The organism is Nocardioides rubriscoriae, assembly GCF_008087085.1.
GTDB lineage: Bacteria > Actinomycetota > Actinomycetes > Propionibacteriales > Nocardioidaceae > Nocardioides > Nocardioides rubriscoriae.
This window is the reverse complement of sequence record NZ_VIYJ01000001.1, coordinates 392,795-413,520: the sequence shown is the minus strand read 5'-3', so window position 1 is coordinate 413,520 and position 20,726 is coordinate 392,795. Positions and strand designations below refer to the sequence as shown.

General features: G+C 74.0%; 16 protein-coding genes and 3 tRNA genes. 10 read left to right on the top strand and 9 right to left on the bottom strand.

What is annotated here, in order from left to right; genetic code table 11:
• Positions 1 to 33 precede the first annotated feature (33 nt).
• Together FZC61_RS02030 and FZC61_RS02025 are read right to left on the bottom strand one after the other, a co-directional pair.
• Positions 34 to 1,392, bottom strand: coding sequence for a hypothetical protein (locus FZC61_RS02030; protein WP_246142467.1), 1,359 nt, complete (start codon positions 1,390 to 1,392; stop codon positions 34 to 36).
• On the bottom strand, positions 1,371 to 3,305 hold the full coding sequence (locus FZC61_RS02025; RefSeq protein WP_148611951.1) for an LTA synthase family protein: 1,935 nt from the start codon (positions 3,303 to 3,305) through the stop codon (positions 1,371 to 1,373). Before FZC61_RS02025 ends, FZC61_RS02030 begins: the two co-directional genes overlap by 22 nt.
• A gap of 331 nt (positions 3,306 to 3,636) precedes the next feature.
• Between FZC61_RS02025 and FZC61_RS02020 the strand changes: the two genes are divergently transcribed.
• A complete protein-coding gene (locus FZC61_RS02020; protein WP_170285933.1) occupies positions 3,637 to 5,160 on the top strand; it encodes a DUF1800 domain-containing protein in 1,524 nt (507 codons plus the stop codon).
• A 10-nt stretch (positions 5,161 to 5,170) separates the two neighbouring features.
• Positions 5,171 to 6,463 (top strand): DUF1501 domain-containing protein, encoded by a 1,293-nt coding sequence (locus FZC61_RS02015; protein ID WP_148611947.1) that lies wholly within the window; start codon positions 5,171 to 5,173, stop codon positions 6,461 to 6,463.
• 402 nt (positions 6,464 to 6,865) lie between these two features.
• On the opposite strand, the gene FZC61_RS02010 is transcribed toward FZC61_RS02015, so the two are convergent.
• Positions 6,866 to 7,702, bottom strand: coding sequence for an SDR family NAD(P)-dependent oxidoreductase (locus tag FZC61_RS02010; RefSeq protein ID WP_246142466.1), 837 nt, complete (start codon positions 7,700 to 7,702; stop codon positions 6,866 to 6,868).
• A gap of 124 nt (positions 7,703 to 7,826) precedes the next feature.
• On the opposite strand from FZC61_RS02010, the gene FZC61_RS02005 reads away from it, so the two are divergent.
• The 5 genes from FZC61_RS02005 to FZC61_RS01985 all read left to right on the top strand — a co-directional run bounded on the left by FZC61_RS02005 (position 7,827) and on the right by FZC61_RS01985 (position 15,111).
• On the top strand, positions 7,827 to 8,828 hold the full coding sequence (locus tag FZC61_RS02005) for a phosphatase PAP2 family protein (protein ID WP_148611945.1): 1,002 nt from the start codon (positions 7,827 to 7,829) through the stop codon (positions 8,826 to 8,828).
• Between the two features lie 76 nt (positions 8,829 to 8,904).
• On the top strand, positions 8,905 to 9,909 hold the full coding sequence (locus FZC61_RS02000) for an iron ABC transporter substrate-binding protein (protein WP_148611944.1): 1,005 nt from the start codon (positions 8,905 to 8,907) through the stop codon (positions 9,907 to 9,909).
• Between the two features lie 11 nt (positions 9,910 to 9,920).
• The gene (locus FZC61_RS01995; protein WP_148611942.1) at positions 9,921 to 11,477 is read left to right on the top strand and encodes an ABC transporter permease; all 1,557 of its coding nucleotides are present in this window, start codon (positions 9,921 to 9,923) and stop codon (positions 11,475 to 11,477) included.
• Entirely contained in the window at positions 11,474 to 12,535 is a 1,062-nt protein-coding gene (locus tag FZC61_RS01990) for an ABC transporter ATP-binding protein (protein ID WP_148611940.1), read from the top strand. The genes FZC61_RS01995 and FZC61_RS01990 overlap by 4 nt, the downstream gene beginning before the upstream one ends.
• Positions 12,532 to 15,111, top strand: coding sequence for a non-ribosomal peptide synthetase (locus FZC61_RS01985; protein ID WP_246142465.1), 2,580 nt, complete (start codon positions 12,532 to 12,534; stop codon positions 15,109 to 15,111). The genes FZC61_RS01990 and FZC61_RS01985 overlap by 4 nt, the downstream gene beginning before the upstream one ends.
• A 22-nt stretch (positions 15,112 to 15,133) precedes the next feature.
• On the opposite strand, the gene FZC61_RS01980 is transcribed toward FZC61_RS01985, so the two are convergent.
• The 3 genes from FZC61_RS01980 to FZC61_RS01970 form a co-directional block, all read right to left on the bottom strand.
• Positions 15,134 to 15,207, bottom strand: a tRNA-Phe gene (locus FZC61_RS01980).
• A 73-nt stretch (positions 15,208 to 15,280) separates the two neighbouring features.
• On the bottom strand, positions 15,281 to 16,819 hold the full coding sequence (locus FZC61_RS01975) for a TerD family protein (protein WP_148611938.1): 1,539 nt from the start codon (positions 16,817 to 16,819) through the stop codon (positions 15,281 to 15,283).
• An 11-nt stretch (positions 16,820 to 16,830) separates the two neighbouring features.
• Positions 16,831 to 18,114: a TerD family protein gene (locus FZC61_RS01970; protein WP_148611936.1), complete on the bottom strand. Its 1,284-nt coding sequence runs from the start codon at positions 18,112 to 18,114 to the stop codon at positions 16,831 to 16,833.
• Positions 18,115 to 18,236: 122 nt separating this feature from the next.
• Between FZC61_RS01970 and FZC61_RS01965 the strand changes: the two genes are divergently transcribed.
• From FZC61_RS01965 to FZC61_RS01955, 3 genes are all read left to right on the top strand, one after another.
• A tRNA-Glu gene (locus tag FZC61_RS01965) sits at positions 18,237 to 18,312 on the top strand.
• 117 nt (positions 18,313 to 18,429) lie between these two features.
• Positions 18,430 to 18,503 (top strand) — tRNA-Asp (locus FZC61_RS01960).
• Between the two features lie 106 nt (positions 18,504 to 18,609).
• Positions 18,610 to 18,960, top strand: coding sequence for a metallopeptidase family protein (locus FZC61_RS01955; protein WP_211357067.1), 351 nt, complete (start codon positions 18,610 to 18,612; stop codon positions 18,958 to 18,960).
• A gap of 22 nt (positions 18,961 to 18,982) precedes the next feature.
• On the opposite strand, the gene FZC61_RS01950 is transcribed toward FZC61_RS01955, so the two are convergent.
• Genes FZC61_RS01950 through FZC61_RS01940 form a run of 3 tightly spaced genes read right to left on the bottom strand, consistent with a single transcriptional unit; the run spans position 18,983 to position 20,705 of the window.
• A complete protein-coding gene (locus FZC61_RS01950; protein WP_148611932.1) occupies positions 18,983 to 19,303 on the bottom strand; it encodes a fluoride efflux transporter FluC in 321 nt (106 codons plus the stop codon).
• A complete protein-coding gene (locus FZC61_RS01945; protein WP_148611930.1) occupies positions 19,300 to 19,692 on the bottom strand; it encodes a fluoride efflux transporter FluC in 393 nt (130 codons plus the stop codon). The genes FZC61_RS01950 and FZC61_RS01945 overlap by 4 nt, the downstream gene beginning before the upstream one ends.
• Positions 19,689 to 20,705 (bottom strand): ATP-binding protein, encoded by a 1,017-nt coding sequence (locus FZC61_RS01940; RefSeq protein WP_148611928.1) that lies wholly within the window; start codon positions 20,703 to 20,705, stop codon positions 19,689 to 19,691. Before FZC61_RS01940 ends, FZC61_RS01945 begins: the two co-directional genes overlap by 4 nt.
• Positions 20,706 to 20,726 lie beyond the last annotated feature (21 nt).

Sequence of the window (20,726 nt, the reverse complement as noted above, 5' to 3'; positions counted from 1 at the left end):
GCCGGGCCGTGCCTGCCAACCCGCAGGAGGGGCTCAGTCCTCGCCGGCCCGCTGCACGACCAGCGCGCCGTGCGTCCCGTAGCCCAGCAACGGGCCGCCGTACGCAGCCCCGTTGAACCCGACCAGCAGCGGCCGGCGTCCGGGCAGGTCGACGAGGCTCGGCCACGGCAGGTTGGTGGGGTACGCCGCGTCGAGGTGGCCGTGCTGGTGCAGGTCGAGGTCGAGCACGGGGTAGCGGGCCCGGTGGGCGCGGGGCCCGTCGCGACCGTCGGAGGCGAGCACCCACCAGCGGTCGTCGCGCCGGACCAGGGTCGGGCCCTCGGTCGCCGTGCGGCCGGTGGCCGAGGCGCGCAGCGACATCCGGTCCAGGGCCGGGCCCTGGGCCACGACCGGGTGGAAGCGGAAGAAGCGGCTCGCGCTGACGTAGGTCGCCCACCACCCGTCACCGTCGCGGACCAGGTGCGGGTCCCACGACCCGACCGAGTCGGGCGGGGTGGGCAGCCGCAGCGCCACCGTGTCGAGCACGTGGCTGCCGCGGGTCACGTCGGTCGTGGCGGGGACGGTGGCCACGGTGGTGGTGACGCGCGCGCGGCGGCGCCGGTCGAAGTCGCCCCAGGTGCTGGTGGCGACCAGCCAGCGGTCCCCCTCGACGCCCCCGTCGACCCCGCGGTCGCGCACCAGGTGGGTCGCGTGGTCGCCGAGCACCCCGGGTCGTTCGGGGCGCCGGAAGAACAGGTCGCCGCGGTGCCCGAGGTCGAGGGTGTCGGGGTCGAGCGACCACACCGAGGTGTGCCCGGTGCGGAAGCCGCCCGGCCCGGCGCTGGTCGCGGTCAGGAGCACCCGGCCGTCGTCGGTGCACGGCGTGCCGTCGGCGTCGGTCACCACGCGGACGTCGCGCAGGCCCAGCTGGCCGAAGCAGCCTGCGCGGTCGCCGTCGGCGGTGAGGCCGGCGAGCCAGCCCTCGTCGTGCGGGTCCGGACCGCCGGGCGCACCGGGCTCGTCGAGGTCGACGACGGCCCGCGCCACCCACCGCTCGCCCTCGCGCGTCCAGGCCGTCAGGAACGGGCCGGTCAGGCTCAGGGCCAGGCCGGTCGGGTCCTCCGCGCGACCGTGGCGACGGCTCACGTGCGGGCGGGTGCGGCCCGCGACGGTGGTGACCAGCCCGACGCGCGTGCCGTCCCAGGTGGCGGCGTACCGGGTGGGGCCGGAGCTCAAGGAGACCTCGGCGGCGAACCCGGCGTCGGGCAGGTCGCGCTCGACGGCGGCGTACGGCGCCCCGGGCAGGTCGGTGCCGGGCTGGACCAGCGCGACCGGACGCAGCCGTGCGACCGGGGCGAACCGCGGGAAGGGCGGTGAGGGCCGGGGAGCGTTCAGCGCAGCGACCCGGGCCACATCCGGTCGACGGAGTAGCGGTTGCCGATCGAGAAGTCGTACTGGACCAGGCGGGCGTCGTTGAGGATCCTGGTGCCCTGCCGGTCGAGGTCGTCGACGGTGATCTGCTGCCCGGTGGGGTCGAGCATCCGGCCCTGCTCGAGGGCGGCGATCTTGGTGCGCAGCCGGTCGAGCAGTGCGAAGTAGGGCGGGATGGGGGCGTTGGCCAGGTCGTAGAGCATAGGCAGGAACTGGGTCGGGCTGCTCTGTGGCAGCACCTTCTGGGGCGTGCCCTCGCTGCTCCACAGGAAGAACGGCGTGGTGTACATGCCCAGGCCGGGGTTCTGGTCGATGGTGTCGGAGCTGTAGATGCCGGGCAGGTGGTCGCCGTAGAACACCACGACGGTCTTCTCGTCGGAGTCCTTGAGCTTCTGCAGGAAGTCGGCGAGGGCGTCGTCGGTGTGGGCCAGGCCGCGGGCGTAGTTGCCGATCCGGTCGGCCTCGGCGCCGTCGACGCCCTGGACGCCGATCGGGTCGTGGTAGTTGCCGTCGACGGGGATGTGGTTCTGCATCGTGACGAGGTTGACCATCAGCGGTGAGGCGGACGCGTCGATCTGGCGGCGCACCTCGTCGAAGGCCGACTGGTCGTCGATGAACTCGTTGTCGTCGATGCGCTCCTGCTCGGCCATCGTCGTGTCGTGGATAAAGCTGTCGAACCCGAAGACCTTGTAGACCTGGTCGCGCTTGTAGAAGCTGGTGATGTAGGGGTGGACCGCGATCGGCGTGTGCCCGTGCGAGCCGAACCACCCGACGGCCGAGGGGTACTGGTCGAACCCCGGCACCAGCATCTGGTACGGCGAGCTGAGCTGGGGCGCGAACAGGCCGATCGACTGCCCGGTCAGCATCTCGAACTCCATGTTGGCGGTGCCGCCGCCCAGGAGCTGGGGCATCATCGTGCCGGACGTGCCGGCCTCCATCAGCGCGCGCGTCTTCGGGATCGGGTCCTCGTCGAGCTGGAAGCCGTTGAGGCGCGTCGGGTCGGAGAACGACTCGCTGAGGACCAGTACGACGTTGACGTCGTCGAGGGACCCGGTGCGGGTGCGGTTGACCCTGGCCGCCAGCCGCTCGTAGCGCGTGGCGAGGGCGTCCATCGTCTGCTCGCTGTAGCCCTCGGGGGTCTCCATCGCGACCGTCGGCATGTTGTAGAGGAAGCCGCCGACGAAGCCGTTGGAGTTGTAGTTGGCGCGCTGGTCCCAGTAGCGCCACTTCTGGCCGTCGCCGACCTCGTAGATGCCGCGCCACGGGTTGCCGGGGCTGTTGAAGTGGGTGGTGTCGACGAGCAGCGCGAGCGCCAGCGTGACGACGCTGGCCCGCACCAGGACCGCGCCGAACTGGCGGCCGAGCGAGAGGTGGGAGGGCCAGATGGGCACCATCCGCGGCTCGTACCTGCGGCCGAGGAACCAGGCGGCGAGCACGATCGCGGCCAGGCCGATGCCCGCCACGACCATCATGTGGGGGGCCACCATGGTGGCCAGGAACTTGGGCTGCTTGAGGAAGTCGACGTCGCTGGGGTAGATCGGCTCGGAGCGCAGCCCGAGCTTGACCCGGTTGGCGACCGCGATGACCACGGTGAACGCCACCACGATGCCCAGCGACAGGATCACCCGGTTGGTCAGCGCGATCAGCACCAGCAGGACCAGCCAGATCACGAGGCTGTCGGCGACGTAGCCGAGGCCGTTGACGAAGGTCGCGCGCCACCAGCCGGCGTCCTGGCCGATCAGTCCGGAGAGCTCGAGCACCAGGGCGCAGGCCATCGCGCCGAGCCAGGAGACCCGCTGCGCCCACAGCACCGCCTGCCAGGCGGTGCGCTCGGCAGGCTCACGACGCAGCTCACCGGCGGGTTCGACCGGTGTGTCGATGAGCTGCTCGGACACTCGTTGACCCTGCTTCCGCGACTGGTGGAGGGGGTGGGAGGATGATGTGGGACTGGGCGCACCGCAGGTGAGCGGCACGGTGGCCGTGCCCGAGTTTATCGACTCAGACGTCCCGCGCTCATTTCCCGTTCCTTACGCCGTCAAACTCACGCTCGCCGGGTGACCGAGGTCACGGCGGGCCGACCGGTCGGGGCGTCGTGGCCCGTCGTGACCAGGGACGCCGGACGATCGGTCAGACCTCGGTCGCGTCCCTGTCGGTCCGCCGGTGGCGCGCCTAGCGTGGGACGACCTCGCCGTCCCCCACCGGCGTCCGGTCTCCCAGGAGTGCTGCGTGTCCCAGTCACGGTCCCGGCCACCCGTCGACGCCGCACCGCCGCGCCGCCGCGGCCGGCCGGCCAGCGTCTACCGCGCCTCGTCACCCTCGCCGCTGCCGGCGCGAGAGCGCCACCTGGTCCGCCGCTTCAGCTGGGGCCTCACGCCCCAGCTCGCCGCCGACGTACGCCGGGCCGGTGGGGCGCGCGCGTGGTTCGAGCAGCAGCTCGTCCCGGCGCGCGTGCTCGACCCGGCCGGGGCCGCCGTCGACGGCTGGTTCCCCTCGGTCGCGCAGACGCCGCAGCGGATCTTCCAGAACCAGGTCGACGACGTCCAGGGCGCGTGGGAGGTCGCGGTCGACCTGAGCCGCTGGACCGTCGCCCGGCGTGTCCACGGTGCGCGCCAGCTGCACGAGGTGATGACCGACTTCTGGTCCAACCTGCTCAACGTCACGCTGTTCCACGACGACGCGATCTTCTGGCGCGCCCACTACGACCGGGTGGTCCGGGCCAACGCGCTGACCAGCTTCGAGGCCCTGCTGCGCGCGGCCGTCATCCACCCCGCCATGGGCCTCTACCTCGACAACGCGTCCTCCACCAAGCAAGCCCCCAACGAGAACCTCGGGCGCGAGCTCCTCGAGCTGCACACCGTCGGCGTCGACGGCGGCTACGCCGAGGCCGACGTCAGGGCCTCGGCCCGGATGCTGACCGGCTACCGCGTCGACCTGTGGTGGCCGGAGTTCCGGGCCTACTACAGCCCGGCCGACCACGACACGAGTCCCGTGCGGGTCCTGGGCTTCCGCCACGCCAACGACGCGGCCGACGGTCGGGCCGCGACGACGGCGTACCTCTCCTACCTGGCGCGGCACCCTGCGACGGCCCAGCGGCTCGCGCGGCGGCTGTGCGTCAAGTTCGTCTCAGACACCCCGACGCCCGCGATCGTCAAGGCGGTGGCCAAGGCCTACCTGGCCCACGGCACCGCCATCAGGCCCACGCTGCGCGCGATGGTCGACCACCCCGACTTCGGTGCCGACCCCCTGGGCAAGGTGCGGATGCCGATGGAGGACTGGATCGCCTCCGTCCGCTCGCTCGGCATCAGGATCCAGCGGCCCACGACCGACGAGTCGTTCGCCCGCTCGATGTACTGGCAGTACTCCGGCAACGGGCAGGCCCCCTACGAGTGGCCGGCGCCCAACGGCTACCCCGAGTTCGGCGCGGCGTGGGCCGGTGCCGGCCGGGTGCTCACCAGCTTCGGTCACCACCAGGACCTCGCGGCGCGGTGGTGGCCGAGCGAGCAGGCCGCCTTCCCCAGCGAGGAGTCCCTGCTGCCGCCGATGCCCGCGACCCTGCAGACGGTCATCGACACCGTCTCGCTGCGGATGCTCGGACAGAAGCCGGGCACGGCGATCTGCACCGGCATCGCCCAGGTGCTCGGCATCGGTCTGGCGCGACGACTGACGCGTGACGACGTCCTCGTTGACTACTGGCTGCTGCGCCGCATCCAGGCCTCCCTGCTCGACTCCCCGCTCCACCTGCACCGCTGAGGACCCCGACATGGACCCGACCGCCTCGACCACCAGCGCCGGCACCCCGTGCGGGTGCCCGGACTTCCGCCTGTCGCGACGCCGGATGCTCGGCACGTCGCTGGCCGCGGGCGGCGTGCTCGCGGCCGGCCAGGTGTTCGGCGACGCCTTCCGGCAGGTCGCGTACGGCGCCGAGCCCGGCGGCAACGTCGTGGTCGTGCTGAGCCTGCGTGGCGGCGCCGACGGCCTCTCGGTCGTGGTGCCCCGCGGGGTCGACCACGACCGCCTGGCGGCGTACCGCCCCGGCATCGTGGTGCCCGAGGGCAGCCTGCTCGGGGCCGACCCGCGCTTCGGCCTGCACCCGGCTCTCGCGCCGCTGATGGGCATGTGGGGGGCCGGCACCATGGGCGCGGTCCACGCGGTCGGGCTGCCGGCGCCCAACCGGAGCCACTTCGCCGCCATGGAGCAGATCGAGGACGCCGACCCCGGGTCGGCTGCCCGGGTCGGGTGGATCAACCGGGTCACCGGCCTCGACACGACCGCGGCCCCCGAGACTGCGGTGTCGCTCGGGGAGACCCTGCTGCCGGTGTCGATGCTCGGACCCGCCGCCGCCCTGGGTGCCTACCAGGTGGGCGACTTCGCGGTGGCCGACCTCGGCCAGAGCGGCGCCGTACGCCGTCGCTCGATCAGCACGATGTGGGGCCCGAGCCGCACCCCGCTGGGTCAGGGGGTCCGGTTGGCCGTGGGCGCGGCCCAGCGCTTCGCCCCGCTGGTCGACCAGGCGGACACCAAGGTGCGCACCGCGGCGTACCCCGAGGGCCCGCTGCAGACCGTGCTCGCCAACACCGCCGCCCTGGTGCGTGAGGACCTCGGCACCTCGATGATCGCGATCGACTACGGCGACTGGGACATGCACGAGGGTCTCGGCGCCGCCGACGGCGGCTGGATGCACGACCACCTGACCCACTTCGCCGCCTCGGTCAGCGCCTTCTTCGCCGACCTTGGTGCGTCGGCCTCGCGGGTCACCGTGGTCACGATCAGCGAGTTCGGGCGCCGGGTCGAGGAGAACGGCAGCGGCGGCGTCGACCACGGCTACGCCAACGCGATGCTGCTGCTCGGCGCCGGGGTCGACGGCGGCAGCGTGCGCGGTGCCTGGCCCGGGCTGGCCCAGGCCGACCTCGAGGACGGCGACCTCGCCCTGCGCCACGACTTCCGCGACGTGCTCTGGGAGGTCGTGTCGTCGCGCTTCCCCGCGATCTCGGGACAGCGCTCGACCGTCTTCCCCGGTCTCGCGCCCTCGGCCCCCATCGGCCTCATGGCCTGACCTCCGCCGCCACCCACGGTGGTCGAGGAGGTCGCCCGCGACCGTCTCGAGACCACACCAGCCGGACCGGGGTGCCTTCTGGCTCCGGGTCTTTCGGGGTCCGGGTCGGGCGGCCGCGTAGGTCACGCGGTGGTCCCACCGGGACGCTGAACCTGTGACAGGGACGCTGAAATTTCATCGGTCCTGTCACTGCTCCATCGTCGGGGTCGGACCAGACTGACGAACCAGACCTGGGCCCGAGCCCCGACCACGCACAGGCGCCCCGACCCGACGAGAAGGTGACCACAGGGCGCACGGTCGACCCCGGTGGGCCGCCGGGCCGGTCGGGCCTGCGAGGCCAGGCCGGCGGCAGCGCTACCAGGCAGCGCAGGTCCGCGGCCCGAGCCACCGGGTGTCGACCCATCACATATGCGTGCCGCCGTCGACGCGGATCTCGGTGCCGGTGATGTAGCGGCCGTCGTCGCTGACGAGCATGGCGACCACGCCGGCGATGTCGTCGGGTCCGCCGAACTTCCCGCGGCGCAGCGTCGGCATGAGCTTGGCGAACTTGTCCCAGTCGACGTCGGCGGGCAGGTTGGCGGGGGTGGCGCCGGTGATGGCGGTCTCGATGCCGCCCGGCACGAGGCTGACCGCGCGCAGGCCGCGGTCGGCGTACTCCAGGGCGATGGCGTGGGTGAACGACATGATCGCGCCCTTGGTCGCGGCGTACGCCGCCATGTAGGGGTGGGCGAAGAACGCCGAGGTGGAGCTGAAGTTGACTACCACACCGCCGTGCTCCGACTCGAGCAGCGCGGGCAGGGCCTCGCGGGTCATCAGGAACGTGCCGGTGAGGTTGACGTCGATGATCCGCTGCCAGCGGGCGAGGGTCGTGGTGTGGGTGTGGTCGCCGTAGTGGATCGCGGCGGCGTTGACGATCGCGTCGAGGCCACCGCCGGCCTCGACGGCTGCGCTCACCGCCGCGACGACCGACTGCTCGTCGGAGATGTCGACCGGACCGGTGTGGACCCGCCCGTCGACGCCGGGGTCGGCCGCGGCCTCGGCCTCGAGCTCCGCGAGGCCGGCCGGTACGACGTCCAGGGCGGTCACGCGCGCGCCCTCGCGCGCCAGCCGCAGGGCGGTGGCCCGGCCGATCCCGGAGCCGGCGCCGGTGACGACCACGCGACGCCCGGCGAGCCGGGAGGTCGGCACGGCGGGGGAGGCGGCGGGGGCGGAAGGAGACGGGGAGGCAGGTGTGTCCACGGCCACAGCATGGCGGGCGACGGCGCTGGTGTCCGCCGGTCCCACGACTAGGACACGTGCTTGATCGCGAGGTGATCGGACGTCGTACGGCCATCTCGGGTTCACCTGGGCCTAGAGTTTCGTCATGACGACAGCGCCCTCGGTGCCGGCGGTCGGCGACGAGCCGACGGGGGGAGCCGCGCCCGCCCGGCCCGTCACCCGGCCGGTCACCCGGCCCGTCACCCGGCCCGTCACCCGCTCGGTGGCGGTGGGGGTGTGGATCATGGCGCTGGTCGCGTGGTCGGCCTCGATCGGCATCCCCAACGACCCGTGGGCGGTCCTGATCACGCTGTGGCTGCTCACGATCGCCTGGCACGTCGAGGCGCCGTGGCGCCACCACCTGGGCTTCCCGCGCGACTGGTCGATCCCCGCGCTGCTGCTCGCGGTCTACTTCTACAGCCGCGGCTGGGTCGACGAGTTCGACATCACCGTGCACTGGACGATGCCGATCGACGTCGACCGGTGGCTGTTCGGGGGCACCCTGCCGACCACCTCCCTGCAGCAGGCGTGGTGCGGCGACCCGTGCACCCTGCAGTCGCCGGTGCGCTGGTACGACACGTTCTTCACGACCGTCTACGCCTCCCACTTCGTGGTGGGGCTCTCGCTGGCGGTGTGGCTGTGGGCGCGCAACCGCGGCGAGTGGCTGGTCTGGATGCGTCGCTACCTCGGTCTCAACTTCGCCGGCCTGGCCATCTACATCCTCTACCCGATGGCCCCGCCGTGGATGGCCTCCGACGAGGGCTACGTCGAGACCGTGGAGCGGATCACCTCGCGCGGCTGGGGCGAGCTCGGCCTGCACCGCGCCAACGTCGTCCTCAACGGGGTCGGCAACCCGGTCGCGGCGATGCCGTCGCTGCACGCGGGCACCGCGGTCCTCGTGGCGGCGTACGGCATCTGGCGGCTGCGCACGGCCTGGCGCTGGCTGCTGCTCGCCTACCCGGCGTCGATGTGCGTCGCCCTGGTCTACTTCGCCGAGCACTACGTGATCGACGAGGTCGTCGGGGCGTTGCTGGCCCTGGCCGTGATGGTGGCCGCGTGGGCCTGGGAGCGGTGGCGCGGGGCGCGGTCGGCCTCCGCCCCGGGGTGATGGAGCGCACGCACACGAGTTGAGCGGGCGCGGTATGGTGAGGCTGTCCTAACCATACGAAGGCTGTGAAGGTCCCGTGACTCGTCTCCTGCTGCCCCTGGCTCTCGCGCTCTCGCTGCCCTTCGCCCTCGCCGGGTGCGGCGGCGACGACGGCCCGAAGATCGTGGTCTACAACGCCCAGCACGAGCAGCTGATCGAGGAGCTGGCCCCGGCCTTCACCGAGGAGACCGGCATCGAGGTCGAGCTGCGCAACGGCTCCGACCTCGAGCTCGCCTCGCAGCTGGTCGCCGAGGGCGACGCGTCCCCGGCCGACGTCTTCCTCACCGAGAACTCCCCGGCGATGGCGGCCGTCGAGCGTGCCGGCCTGCTCCAGAAGCTGCCGCAGGCCGACCTGGGGGCCATCCCGGCGCAGTACCGCCCGGCGAGCGGCGAGTGGACCGGGTTCGTGGCCCGCTCGACCGTGCTGGTCTACAACACCGACCAGGTGCAGGAGTCCGAGCTGCCCGACTCGCTGCTCGACCTCGCCGACCCCGAGTGGAAGGGCCGCATCTCGTTCTCCCCGACGGGCGCCGACTTCCAGGCCATCGTCGCGGCCGTCCTCGAGCTCGAGGGCGAGGACGCCACTCGTGACTGGCTGGCCGGCATCAAGGCCAACGGCACCGTCTACGACGGCAACAACGTGGTGCTCGAGTCGGTCAACGCGGGCCAGTCCGACCTCGGGATCATCTACCACTACTACTGGTACAGGGACCAGGCCGAGTCAGGCGAGGTCAGCGACAACACCCAGCTGCACTTCTTCGGCGACCAGGACCCGGGCGCGTTCGTGAGCGTCTCGGGCGCGGGGGTGCTCGCCTCCAGCGACCACCAGAGCGACGCCGAGAAGTTCATCGCCTTCCTCACCAGCAAGGCCGGGCAGCAGGGCCTGGCCGACAGCTACGCGCTGGAGTACCCCCTCGACCCGAGCGTCACGCTGGGCGACGGGGTCAAGCCGTTCAGCGAGCTCGACCCGCCGCCGGTCGACGTCTCCGACCTCGACAGCGAGAAGGTCGTCTCGATGCTCACCGAGGCCGGGTTCCTCTGAGCGCTACCGCCGTGGCGGTCCGGTCGCCCGCCGGACCGCCCCCGGGGGCCCGCGGCACGGCGTCGGTCCCGCTGCTGGTGGCCGGGCTCGTCGTGGCAGCGGCCTGCCTGGTCCCGCTCGGCTACGTCGTGTGGTCGGCCACCGACCAGCCCCCCGGCGAGGCCGTCGACTTCCTGGTCCGGCCCCGCATCGGCGAGCTGCTGTGGAACACCACCCGGCTGCTGGTGGCCGGGACCCTCCTCAGCGTGGCGCTCGGGGTGGGTGCGGCCTGGCTGGTCGAGCGCACCGACGTGCCGGGCGGCCGGCTGTGGCACGGCGTCATGTGCGCGCCGCTCGCGGTCCCGGCGTTCGTCAACGGCTACGCCTGGGTCTCCACCACCCACGCCGTGCAGAGCTTCCCCGGCGCGGTGCTCGTGATGAGCCTGTCCTACTACCCCCTGGTCTACCTGCCGACGGTCGCCGCGCTGCGCCGCCTCGACCCCAGCCTCGAGGAGGTCGCCGCCTCGCTGGGCCACGGCCCGTGGACGAGCTTCCTGCGCATCGTGCTGCCGGCGATCAGCCCGGCCGTGCTCGGCGGGGCGCTCCTGGTCGGGCTGCACCTGCTCGCCGAGTACGGCGCGCTGCAGCTGCTCAACTACCCCACCCTGACGACCGCGATCCTGCAGCAGTACGCCAGCGCCTTCAACGGCCCGGCCGCGACGCTGCTCGCCGGCGTGCTGGTGGTGTTCTGCCTGCTGCTGCTGGGCCTCGAGCTGGCCCTGCGGGGCCGGCGGCGGCGTTCGCGGGTCGGCGGCGGCGCGTCGCGCGCCGCCACGCAGGTCCAGCTCGGCCGCCGCGCGCCGGCGGCCGCCGCGGGCCTGGGAGTGCTGGCGCTCCTCGCGCTCGCCGTACCCCTGGTGAGCCTGGGGCGCTGGCTGCTGCGGGGGGCGTCGACCTCGCTCGACCTGGGCGCGCTGGCCACCGCCGCCGGCACCACCGTGGGGCTGGCCGTCGTCGGCGGCGCCATCGCCACGGTCGCCGCGCTGCCCGTCGCCTGGCTGGCCGTGCGCCACCGCGGGTGGCTGAGCACCGTGATCGAGCGCTTCACCTACACCGCGAGCGCCATGCCCGGCATCGTGGTCGGCCTCGCCCTGGTGACGGTGTCGATCCGGTCGGTCCCGGCGCTGTACCAGACCGTGGTCCTGCTGCTCCTCGGCTACGTCGTGCTGTTCCTGCCGCGCGCCGTCGTCAGCGTCCGGTCCACCCTCGAGCTCGCGCCGCCCGTGCTCGACGACGTCGCCCGCTCGCTCGGCTGCTCGGGCCCGCAGGCCACGGTGCGCGTCACCCTGCCGCTGGTCGCCCCGGGGCTCGCGGCGTCGGTCGCCCTGGTCTCGCTGGCCGTCTCGACCGAGCTCACCGCCACCCTGCTGCTCTCGCCGACCGGCACGACGACCCTCGCGACCGGCTTCTGGCAGGACGCCTCCGCGGTCGCCTACGGCGCCGCGGCCCCCTACGCGCTGACCCTCGTGGTGCTCTCGGTGCCCGCGACCTGGTTGCTGGGCCGCATGACGCTCGGGCGCAGCGCATGACCGCCCTGCGCGTCGACGGCGTCTCGCTGTCCTACGGCGACCGCCCGGTCCTACGTGGCGTCGACCTCACCGTCGAGAGCGGCGTGACCGCGGTCCTCGGGTCGTCGGGCTGCGGCAAGACCACGCTGCTGCGGGTCGTCGCTGGGTTCCTCAAGCCGGCCGCCGGCACCGTGACCGTGGCCGGCACCGCGATGGTGTCGCGCGGACGCACGGTCCCGCCGCGCCGCCGCGGCATCGGCTACGTGCCGCAGGAGGGTGCGCTGTTCCCCCACCTCGACGTCGCGGCCAACATCGGCTTCGGGCTGCTGCGCTCCGAGCGTCGGGGCTCGGTGGTCGCCGAGATGCTCGAGCTCGTCGAGCTGCCCGCCGACCTCGCGCACCGTCACCCCCACCAGCTCTCCGGCGGCCAGCAGCAGCGCGTCGCCCTGGCCCGGGCGCTGGCGCCCCGCCCGGCACTGGTGCTGCTCGACGAGCCGTTCTCCTCCCTCGACGCCGGGCTGCGCGAGGAGACCGGTCGCGCCGTCACCCGCGCCGTGCGCGCCAGCGGAGCCGCCGGCATCCTGGTGACCCACGACCAGGGCGAGGCGCTGTCGCTGGCCGACCAGGTTGCCGTGATGGACGGCGGCCGCTTCCGCCAGGTCGCGACGCCGGCCGAGGTCTACCTGTCGCCGGCCGACCCCGTGGTCGCCTCGTTCATCGGGCACGCCACGCTCGTCGGCGGCGTCGTCACCGCCGGGGCGCCCGGCTCCGCGACCAGCCCGCTCGGCGTCGTCGCGCTGCGCGACCACCACGCCCCCGGGGCCGTGCGGATCGCCGTACGCTCCGAGCAGGTGCAGCTCGTCAGCGACGACGACCCGGCCCACGGAGCCCGGGTCCGGGTCCTCGACGTGAGCTTCTTCGGCCACGACGCGACCGTGCGGGTCCGCGTGGAGGAGACCGGCGACCTGCTCACCGCGCGCACCCCCAGCGGCACCATCCCCGAGGTCGGCTCGATCGCGCGGGCCAGGGTCGTCGGACCGGCCGTCGCCTTCGCCCCCGACGACCAGACCCCGTCGTGACCACGCGGCCGGTGGCCCCCGGGCCCACCACCCGACCCCGGCGTGGCCATGCCCTGCCGCTGCTCGGCGGCGCCCCGGAGGCCGTCGCCCTGGTCACCCCCGAGGGCACCACGACGTACGCCGAGCTGGCGGCCGCCGTGCGGGCCACCGTCGAGGCGCTCGGGCCCTCGCGCCGCCTGGTGCTGCTGGAGGCCACCCGCGACCTGCGCACCGTGGTCACCTACCTCGCCTGCCTGGCCGGCGGCCACCCGGTGCTCGTCGTCGGCCAGGCCGACGGGGCGCGCGCCGACGACATCCGCGCCACCTACGCTCCCGACGTCGTCGCGACCCCCGCCGGGCTGCAGGTGACGACCCGCCCGCACGACCGCGACGACCTGCACCCCGACCTCGCCCAGCTGCTGTCGACCTCCGGCTCGACCGGGTCGCCCAAGCTGGTGCGGCTCAGCCTCGACAACGTGGTCTCCAACGCCCACGCCATCGCCGACTACCTCCGGCTCTCGCCGCGCGACCGCGCGATCACCTCCCTGCCGCTGCACTACTGCTACGGGCTCTCGGTGCTCACCAGCCACCTCGCCGCCGGTGCCGGCGTCGTCCTCACTGAGCTGTCGGTGGCCGACGAGTGCTTCTGGGACCTCGTGGCCGAGCACCGCGTGACCGGGGTCGCGGGCGTGCCCCACACCTTCGAGGTCCTCGAGGCCAGCGGCTTCGCAGAGCGCGACCTGCCGAGCCTGCGCTACGTCACCCAGGCCGGCGGGCGGCTCGCGCCCGAGCGCGTCACCCGCTTCGCCCAACTCGGGCAGCGCCGCGGCTGGGACCTCGTCGTGATGTACGGCCAGACCGAGGCCACGGCCCGCATGGCCTACCTCCCGCCCGACCTGGCGGCCGGTCGGCCCACCGCGATCGGGGTCCCCGTGCCGGGCGGGTCGCTGCGCGTCGACCCGGTCGAGGGGCTCGACCCCGACGACCTCGCCGACGGCGTCGGCGAGCTCGTCTACGCGGGTCCCAACGTGATGATGGGCTACGCCACCTCGCCCGCCGACCTCGCGCGCGGCCCCGAGCTGACCGAGCTGCGCACCGGCGACCTGGGTCGCCGCGCCCCCGACGGGATGTGGGAGGTGACCGGTCGGCTCGGTCGCCAGCGCAAGGTCCTCGGCCTGCGGCTCGACCTCGACCGGCTCGAGCAGCAGGCCGACGTGCCGACCGCCGTCGTCGTGCACGACGACGCCCTGCACGCCTTCGTCACGCGCAGCCGGGTGGCCCACCGCGTCCGGGCCCGGCTCGTCGCGCGCACGGGGCTGCCGCCCGGCGCTGTACGCGTGCACCGGCTCGAGCGACTCCCGCTGACCGGGTCGGGCAAGGTCGACCACGCCGCCCTGGCCCGACACGCCGCGGCCCTCGCCGAGGCCCGCGCCGGCACCCCCACGCCGGCACCCCGGGTCAGCGCCGCCTCGCTGCGCGACCTCTACGCCGCCGTCCTCGGCCGGCCCGACGCGACGCCCGACGACACCTTCGTCAGCCTGGGCGGCGACTCGCTGTCGTTCGTCGAGGTCTCGACCCGGCTGAGCCAGGTGCTCGGCCACCTGCCGTCGCACTGGCAGGCCCTGCCGATCCGCGACCTCGCCGCCACCGCGCGCCGTCCGCGCCGCCACACCACCTCGCTCGAGCTGCCCGTGGTGATCCGCGCCGTCGCGATCGTGATGATCCTGGCCACGCACGCCGACCTCGTCCTGGTGCCCGGCGGTGCCCACGTGCTGCTCGCCGTCGTCGGCTTCAACCTGGCCCGCTTCCCCCTGGCCGTGGCCGGACGCCGGCGACGCGCGGGTCGGCTGCTCGCCTCGGCGGCCGCGGTCGCCGTGCCCGCCTCGCTGTGGATCGGGGGGTGCGTCGTGCTGGTCGGCGACTACCGGCCCGCCACCGCGTTCTTCCTCAACGGGCTGCTCGGCGACCAGCGGTGGACCCCTGACTGGCAGCTGTGGTTCCTCGAGGTCGTGGTCTGGGTGCCCGTCGGCCTCGCGGCGCTGCTCGCCGTCCCCGCGTTCGACCGGCTCCAGCGCGCGCGTCCCTTCGCGACGCCGTTGGCGCTCGCGGTGGGCGCGCTCGCGCTGCGCTACGTCTGGACCGGCGTCACCGCCGGCCCCACCGAGCGCTACTCCGTGCCGCTGGTCCTGTGGTGCGTGGCCGCCGGCTGGGCGGCCGCCGAGGCGCGCACGACGCCGCAGCGCCTGGCCGTCGGGGCCTTCGCCGTGGTCGCCAGCCACGGCTTCTTCGCCGACCCCCAGCGCGAGGCGGTCGTCGCCGTCGGCCTCGCCCTGCTGCTGTGGGGCCGACCCGTGCGCCTTCCGGCGCCGCTCGCGGCCGTCGTACGCCTGGTCGCGGCCGCGTCGCTGTGGATCTACCTCACGCAGTGGCAGGTCTACCCCGACCTCGAGGACGCCGGCCACCCCTACCTCGCCGTCCTGGCCTCGGTGGCCGTCGGCGTCGCCGCCTACGGGCTGCACCGTCGTACGAGCGCCGGGCTGGGGTGGGCGTGGCGGACGCTGCGCCCCCGCCGGCATGAGAACACCCCCGCCGGCTGACCGACGGGGGTGCTGTGCTCGGTGGGCAGGGGCGGGGTCGAACCGCCGACCTATCACTTTTCAGGCGATCGCTCGTACCAACTGAGCTACCTGCCCCGAACGACGAGAACCTTACCGGAGCCGTCCGGCACCGATCGAATCGGTATCAGGTCCGGTATCAGGTCCGGTCTCAGGTCCGGTCGCGCTCGGTGACGCGCCGGGTCACGGCGTCCTGCACGCGCTCGGCGACGAAGGGGTCGTCGGGGCCGAGGTCGGGGTGGAAGACCCAGCTCACGCCGCCGTAGGAGTCGACCAGGTCGCCCCCGGGGGCGGTCGGCACCCGCAGGCAGAGGTCGTGGACGAGGTCGAGCACGGCGATGCCGAGGCTCTCGGGGCGCCGGCCGGACAGCACGACGTTGACCCCGCAGTCGGCGCCGTGGGCCACGAGCTGGTGGACGGCCGCCACGGAGGAGTCGTCGAGGCCGCCGGGGAAGTCGGGGACCAGCAGCACGCGACCGGGCCGGTGCTGGGGCGGCAGGTCGTCGAGGGCCTGCGAGCGGCGGGCCATCGCGACCATCCGCAGGTGCTCGACGTGCTCCTGGAGCACGCGCGACGCCTCGCCGGGATCGGTGGCGGGCGGCTCGGAGGTCGGCAGGTGGCCGAGCATCGCGCGGTCGCCGACGTCGACGACGGCCAGTCGCGGGGCGCGGGGGAGGCCGACGACGAGCCGGGTGGTGAGGGCCGCCATCATCCGGGCGGCGACCACCTCGCCGCCGTCCTCGGTCTCGATCCACAGGGCGGGGGCCAGCGGCAGGGTGCGCACCATCGGCAGCCGGAAGTCGGGGGCCGAGGGCAGGGCCAGCTCGCCGAGCCGGACCGCCCAGGCCGCGGGGGCCGCGTCGGGCCGCGGCACCTGCCAGCCCGGCGCCGTCCACGGCGCCAGCGAGGGCGGCAGCACCCGGGCCAGCGTCGCCAGCTCGTCGCCCAGCTGGGCGAGGTCGGTGCGGTGTCGCGCCCGGGCCTCGACGACGAGCTGGTCGCGACGCTGCTGGGCCGCCGCCCGGGCCGCCTCGGCGGCCGGCCCGACCCGCAGCGACGGGTCGCCGACCAGCTGCTCGAGGTCGCGCTCCAGGCGCTGCTCGGCGAAGGCCTGTGACGACTCGAACGACGCGGTCGTGCGCGAGGCGTCGTCGAGGATCATCCCGATCTGGCGGACGGGGTCGTCCAGCACCGGGCTCGGGGCGGCCGGGGCGGCCGATGCGGGTGCGGACGTCGGCGTCGCGGCGCCGTACGCCGCGGCGAGCGCGGCGAGGCCGCCGGCGTAGCCCTGGGCGAGGGCGCGGACCTTCCAGGCGCCGTCGCGCCGGTAGACCTCGACCATCACCAGGGCCGTCTCGGTCGACAGCGCGGCCGGGGTGACCGTGAAGGCGACCGCACCGTCGGAGGTGAGCACCTGCGCGGTCGGCGCACCGTCGAAGCCGGTCGCCACGACCAGCACCCTGGCCACGGCCGGGTCGACGTCGGCGAGCAGCGCGGTGACGCCCTGCACGGACCCGGCCACGTGCGCGACCGCCCCGCGGGCCGGGGTGGCCGCGTCGACCCAGGCGGCCGTACTGAGGGCGCGCCCGTCGGGGCCGAGCAGGAGCGCGCCGACCTGCGCCCCGGCGACGTACGCCGTCACCCGCGCGTCGGGCCAGGGCCGGTTCTCGCCGCTGCGCAGCTCGGTCACGGCGGGTCGGGCTACTTGGAGAGGTAGCGGTCGAGCTGGGGCAGCGCGTCGAGGGGCGTCTTGGCGTTGATGCCGTCACCGATGGCGGTGAACTGCCAGCCGCTGGGCGTGCGGCTGATCTTGGCCATCACCATGCCGGTGAAGGGCATGCCGCCGGTCAGCGTGTAGCGCGCGAGCTCGCCGTCCTGGTGGTCGATGAGCCGGCAGAAGGCGTTCTGGATCTGCTCGAACGTCTGGCCCTGGTAGCTGGTGACGATGAAGAAGACGGTGTCGACGTGGACGGGCACCCGGGTCAGGTCGACCGCGACCACCTCGTCGTCGCCGTCGCCCTCACCGGTGCGGTTGTCACCCATGTGCTGGATGGAGCCGTCCTTGGTGGTGAGGTTGTTGTAGAACGCCAGGTCGGCGACCTGGCCGCCGGCGAAGAGGACCGCGGAGGCGTCGAGGTCGACGTCGACCTCACGGCTGCCGAAGAAGCCGCCCTTCTTGATGGCGTCCCAGCCCAGGCCCATCCGCACCATCGTGAGCTTCTGGTTGCCGTCCTTGACCAGGTTGACGCTCTGGCCCTTGGTGAGGTTGACCGGACGGCCCTTGGTCAGGTTGACGCCACCCGTGCTCGGGGCGGGCGGCGGCGGAGCCGGCGTGGAGGCCTGGTAGCCCGGGGGCGGGGGCGGCGGCGGCGCGGGCGTCGAGGACGGGGTCGGGTAGGCCGGCGGGGGCGGCGGCACGGGGGTGGACGTGGGGGCCGCGGAGGGCCGCGGGGGCGGCGGGGTGCTGGCGCCGGGGGTGGGCTCGTCGGTGGCGTCGATGCCGTGGTCCTTGAGCAGCGCGGCGAGCCCGCCGGCGTAGCCCTGGCCGACGGCGCGGACCTTCCAGGCGCCCTGGCGGCGGTAGATCTCCAGCGGCATCACGATGATCTCCGACGACAGGTCGGTCATCGCGAACTCGACCAGGGGCGTGCCGGAGGCGTCGGCGACGCGGGCGACCGGCTGACCGACCTGGCCGAAGGTCCTGCCCCCGTCGTCGAGGGAGGTCACCAGGCGCACGATCTCGACGTCGGCGGGCACGGCGGCGAGGTCGACGGTGACCTGCCAGCCGGCGCCACCGGCCGGCGGCCGGCACTGCACCCCGGGGCCGTGGGGGGCGTTGTAGAACACGAAGTCGTCCTCGGTGCGCACCTTGCCGCCGGCGGCGAGCAGGAGGGCGGACAGGTCGGCGGTGGCGTTGATGTCGACCGTCACCGTCACCTGCGTCGCGTCGAGCGGTGCGTTGGTGCCCTTGGTCAGCTGGATCATGCGTGCGTGGTCCTCGCTCGTGTCGGAGCCCTGGGGTGGGGTGGGTCGGGCCAACCTACCGGCGAAGCCCGAACGCGTGTGAGGGATCGCGTGGCCGCCCACTACGATGGTCGGGCAGTCCGGCCCCCATCGTCTAGCGGCCCAGGACCCCGCCCTTTCACGGCGGTAGCACGGGTTCGAATCCCGTTGGGGGTGCCACATCACCGTCGTCCTCTTCGTCGTCGCGCACCCGATCGGCACCCGATCGCCATCCGATTGGGTGCTCGCGGTGGGCGTGCGTTAGAGTTCCCACGCTTCACCACGCACGTCCAGCAAGGCCCCGTAGCGCAGTTGGTTAGCGCGCCGCCCTGTCACGGCGGAGGCCGCGGGTTCGAGTCCCGTCGGGGTCGCACAGCAACGAAGGGCCCTGGCCCGGCACACGCCGGCCAGGGCCCTTCGCGCGCCTGCGCCGACGCGCCGAGGGTTGACCGGTGCGGGCACGATGGCGTCGTGCCGATGCAGATGGAGCGCGACGCCTTCGAGGCCCTGGTCGACCGCGCCCTCGACCAGATCCCCGACGAGCTCGCCTCCCACGTGCACAACGTCGTGGTCCTGGTCGAGGACGAGCCGCCGCCCGACGAGCCTGCCGACCTCCTCGGCCTCTACGTCGGCGTCGCGCTGACCGAGCGCAACGACATGTGGGGCGGTGCCCTGCCCGACCGGATCTTCGTCTTCCGCAAGCCCCTGCTCGACTACTGCGACGACGCGGCCCAGCTCGAGGAGGAGGTGCGGGTCACCGTCGTGCACGAGGTGGCGCACCACTTCGGCATCGACGACGACCGGCTGCACGAGCTCGGCTACGGCTGAGCCGACCCTGGTGCCTCGAGCCTCAGCCGACGGTGTAGCCGAGTGCGGCGGCCGCGACCGACACGACGATCGTGGCGGCGGCGTACGCCGTCCCGCGGCGTCCGAGGCGGGCGGTCTGCACCGCGAAGGACGAGTAGGTGGTCAGGCCGCCGCAGAAGCCGACCCCGAGCAGGGCGTAGGCGTCGGCGTCGACGGAGAGGGCGACGAGCAGCCCGAGCACGAACGAGCCCACGACGTTGACCGTGAGCGTGCCCCACGGGACCTCGTCGTCGAGCCAGGTCGCCACGACGAACCGCAGCGGCGCGCCCACGGCTGCGCCGAGGGCCACGAGCAGGACGGTCATGGGGCGTCGACCGGCTCGCGGCGCGACGTGAGGGTGTCGGCGAGGGCCACGGCGACCAGGCAGGCCAGGAGGGTGCCGAGGACGTAGGCCGCGGCGAGCGGGACCCGGCCGTCGTCGAGCAGGGCGCGCGCCTGCTCGCTGTAGGCCGACAGCGTGGTGTAGCCGCCGAGCAGGCCGGGGCCCAGCGCCGCGCCCCAGGCGGGGGAGCGGCGCACGAGCGCGAGGCCCTGCAGCAGGGCGAGGAGCAGGGCGCCCGAGACGTTGATGGCGAAGGTCGTCCACGGGAAGCCCGAGCCATCGGGCACGACCTCGCCCGCCGACCACCGCAGCACCGCACCGACCGCACCGCCGGCCGCCACGCACGCGCAGAGCGCGGCGCTGGCCCTCACGAGACGCTGGCGCGGCGGGTGGCGGTGGTGGTGCCGGTGCCGGTGCCGGTGTCACGGTCACGGTCACGGGCCTCGGCCGGCTCGCTCCACGGCAGCGGTTCGGCGCCCTCGGCCTGGTGGACCAGCTCGCCGAGCAGCCACGTCTGGAAGGCGACCTGCCGGGCGCTGCGGGCCAGCGCCAGCATCTTCTCCTCGCGCGCGAAGGCGTCGGTGAGGGCGAGCAGGTCGATGAAGCGGGCGATGCCCCGGGCCTCGTCACGACCCATCAGCACGTCGAGGTCGGTGGACGACTGCCCTCGGGACTGGGCGCGGTCGACCTCGTCGCGCACGGTGCCCAGGGTCAGGGGCCGGCCGAGCCGGGTGAACACCTCGGCCAGGTCGCGCGCCAGCGGGTAGTCGTCCTCGTTGGCCATCGCGAGCAGCCGCACCTCACGGCGCAGCTCGCGGAAGTGGTTGTGGAAGGAGACGTAGTCGCGCACCGGCACCCCGAGCAGCCGGAACCGCTCGGGGTCGGCGGGGTGCTCGCCGGTCGGCTCGCTCGCGCCGGGGGTGCCGGTGACGATCCCGGGAGTGCCGGCGTCCTCGGAGAACTGCGACGACGGGGTGAACCACACGGTCTTGCCGTCGTCCTCGATCTCGGCGCCCCAGGCGTCGGAGGCGCGGGCCACGATGCTCAGGCCGCGGCCGAAGGTGAGCAGCATGTCGTCGAGCCCGTCGAGGTGGAAGTCGTCGATCGCGGCGAGGTCGGGCGGGTACGACGGCAGGGCGGGCGGCTCCTGCGACCCGTCGCTGACCTCGACCCGGGGGTGCTCGCGGGTGCCGCGCACCCGCACCTGGATGGGCGGTGCGCCGTGGAGCAGTGCGTTGGTGACCAGCTCGGAGACGGCCATCTCCGCGCACTCGACCAGGTCGTCGCGGTCGATGTCGCGGAACGTCGCTACGACCCAGCGCCGGGCGTGCTGGACCCCGCGCGGGCCGGTGCCCAGTGACAGGGCGGGCCTGTTCAGCGGCACGAGCGGTCTCCGGACGTCGGC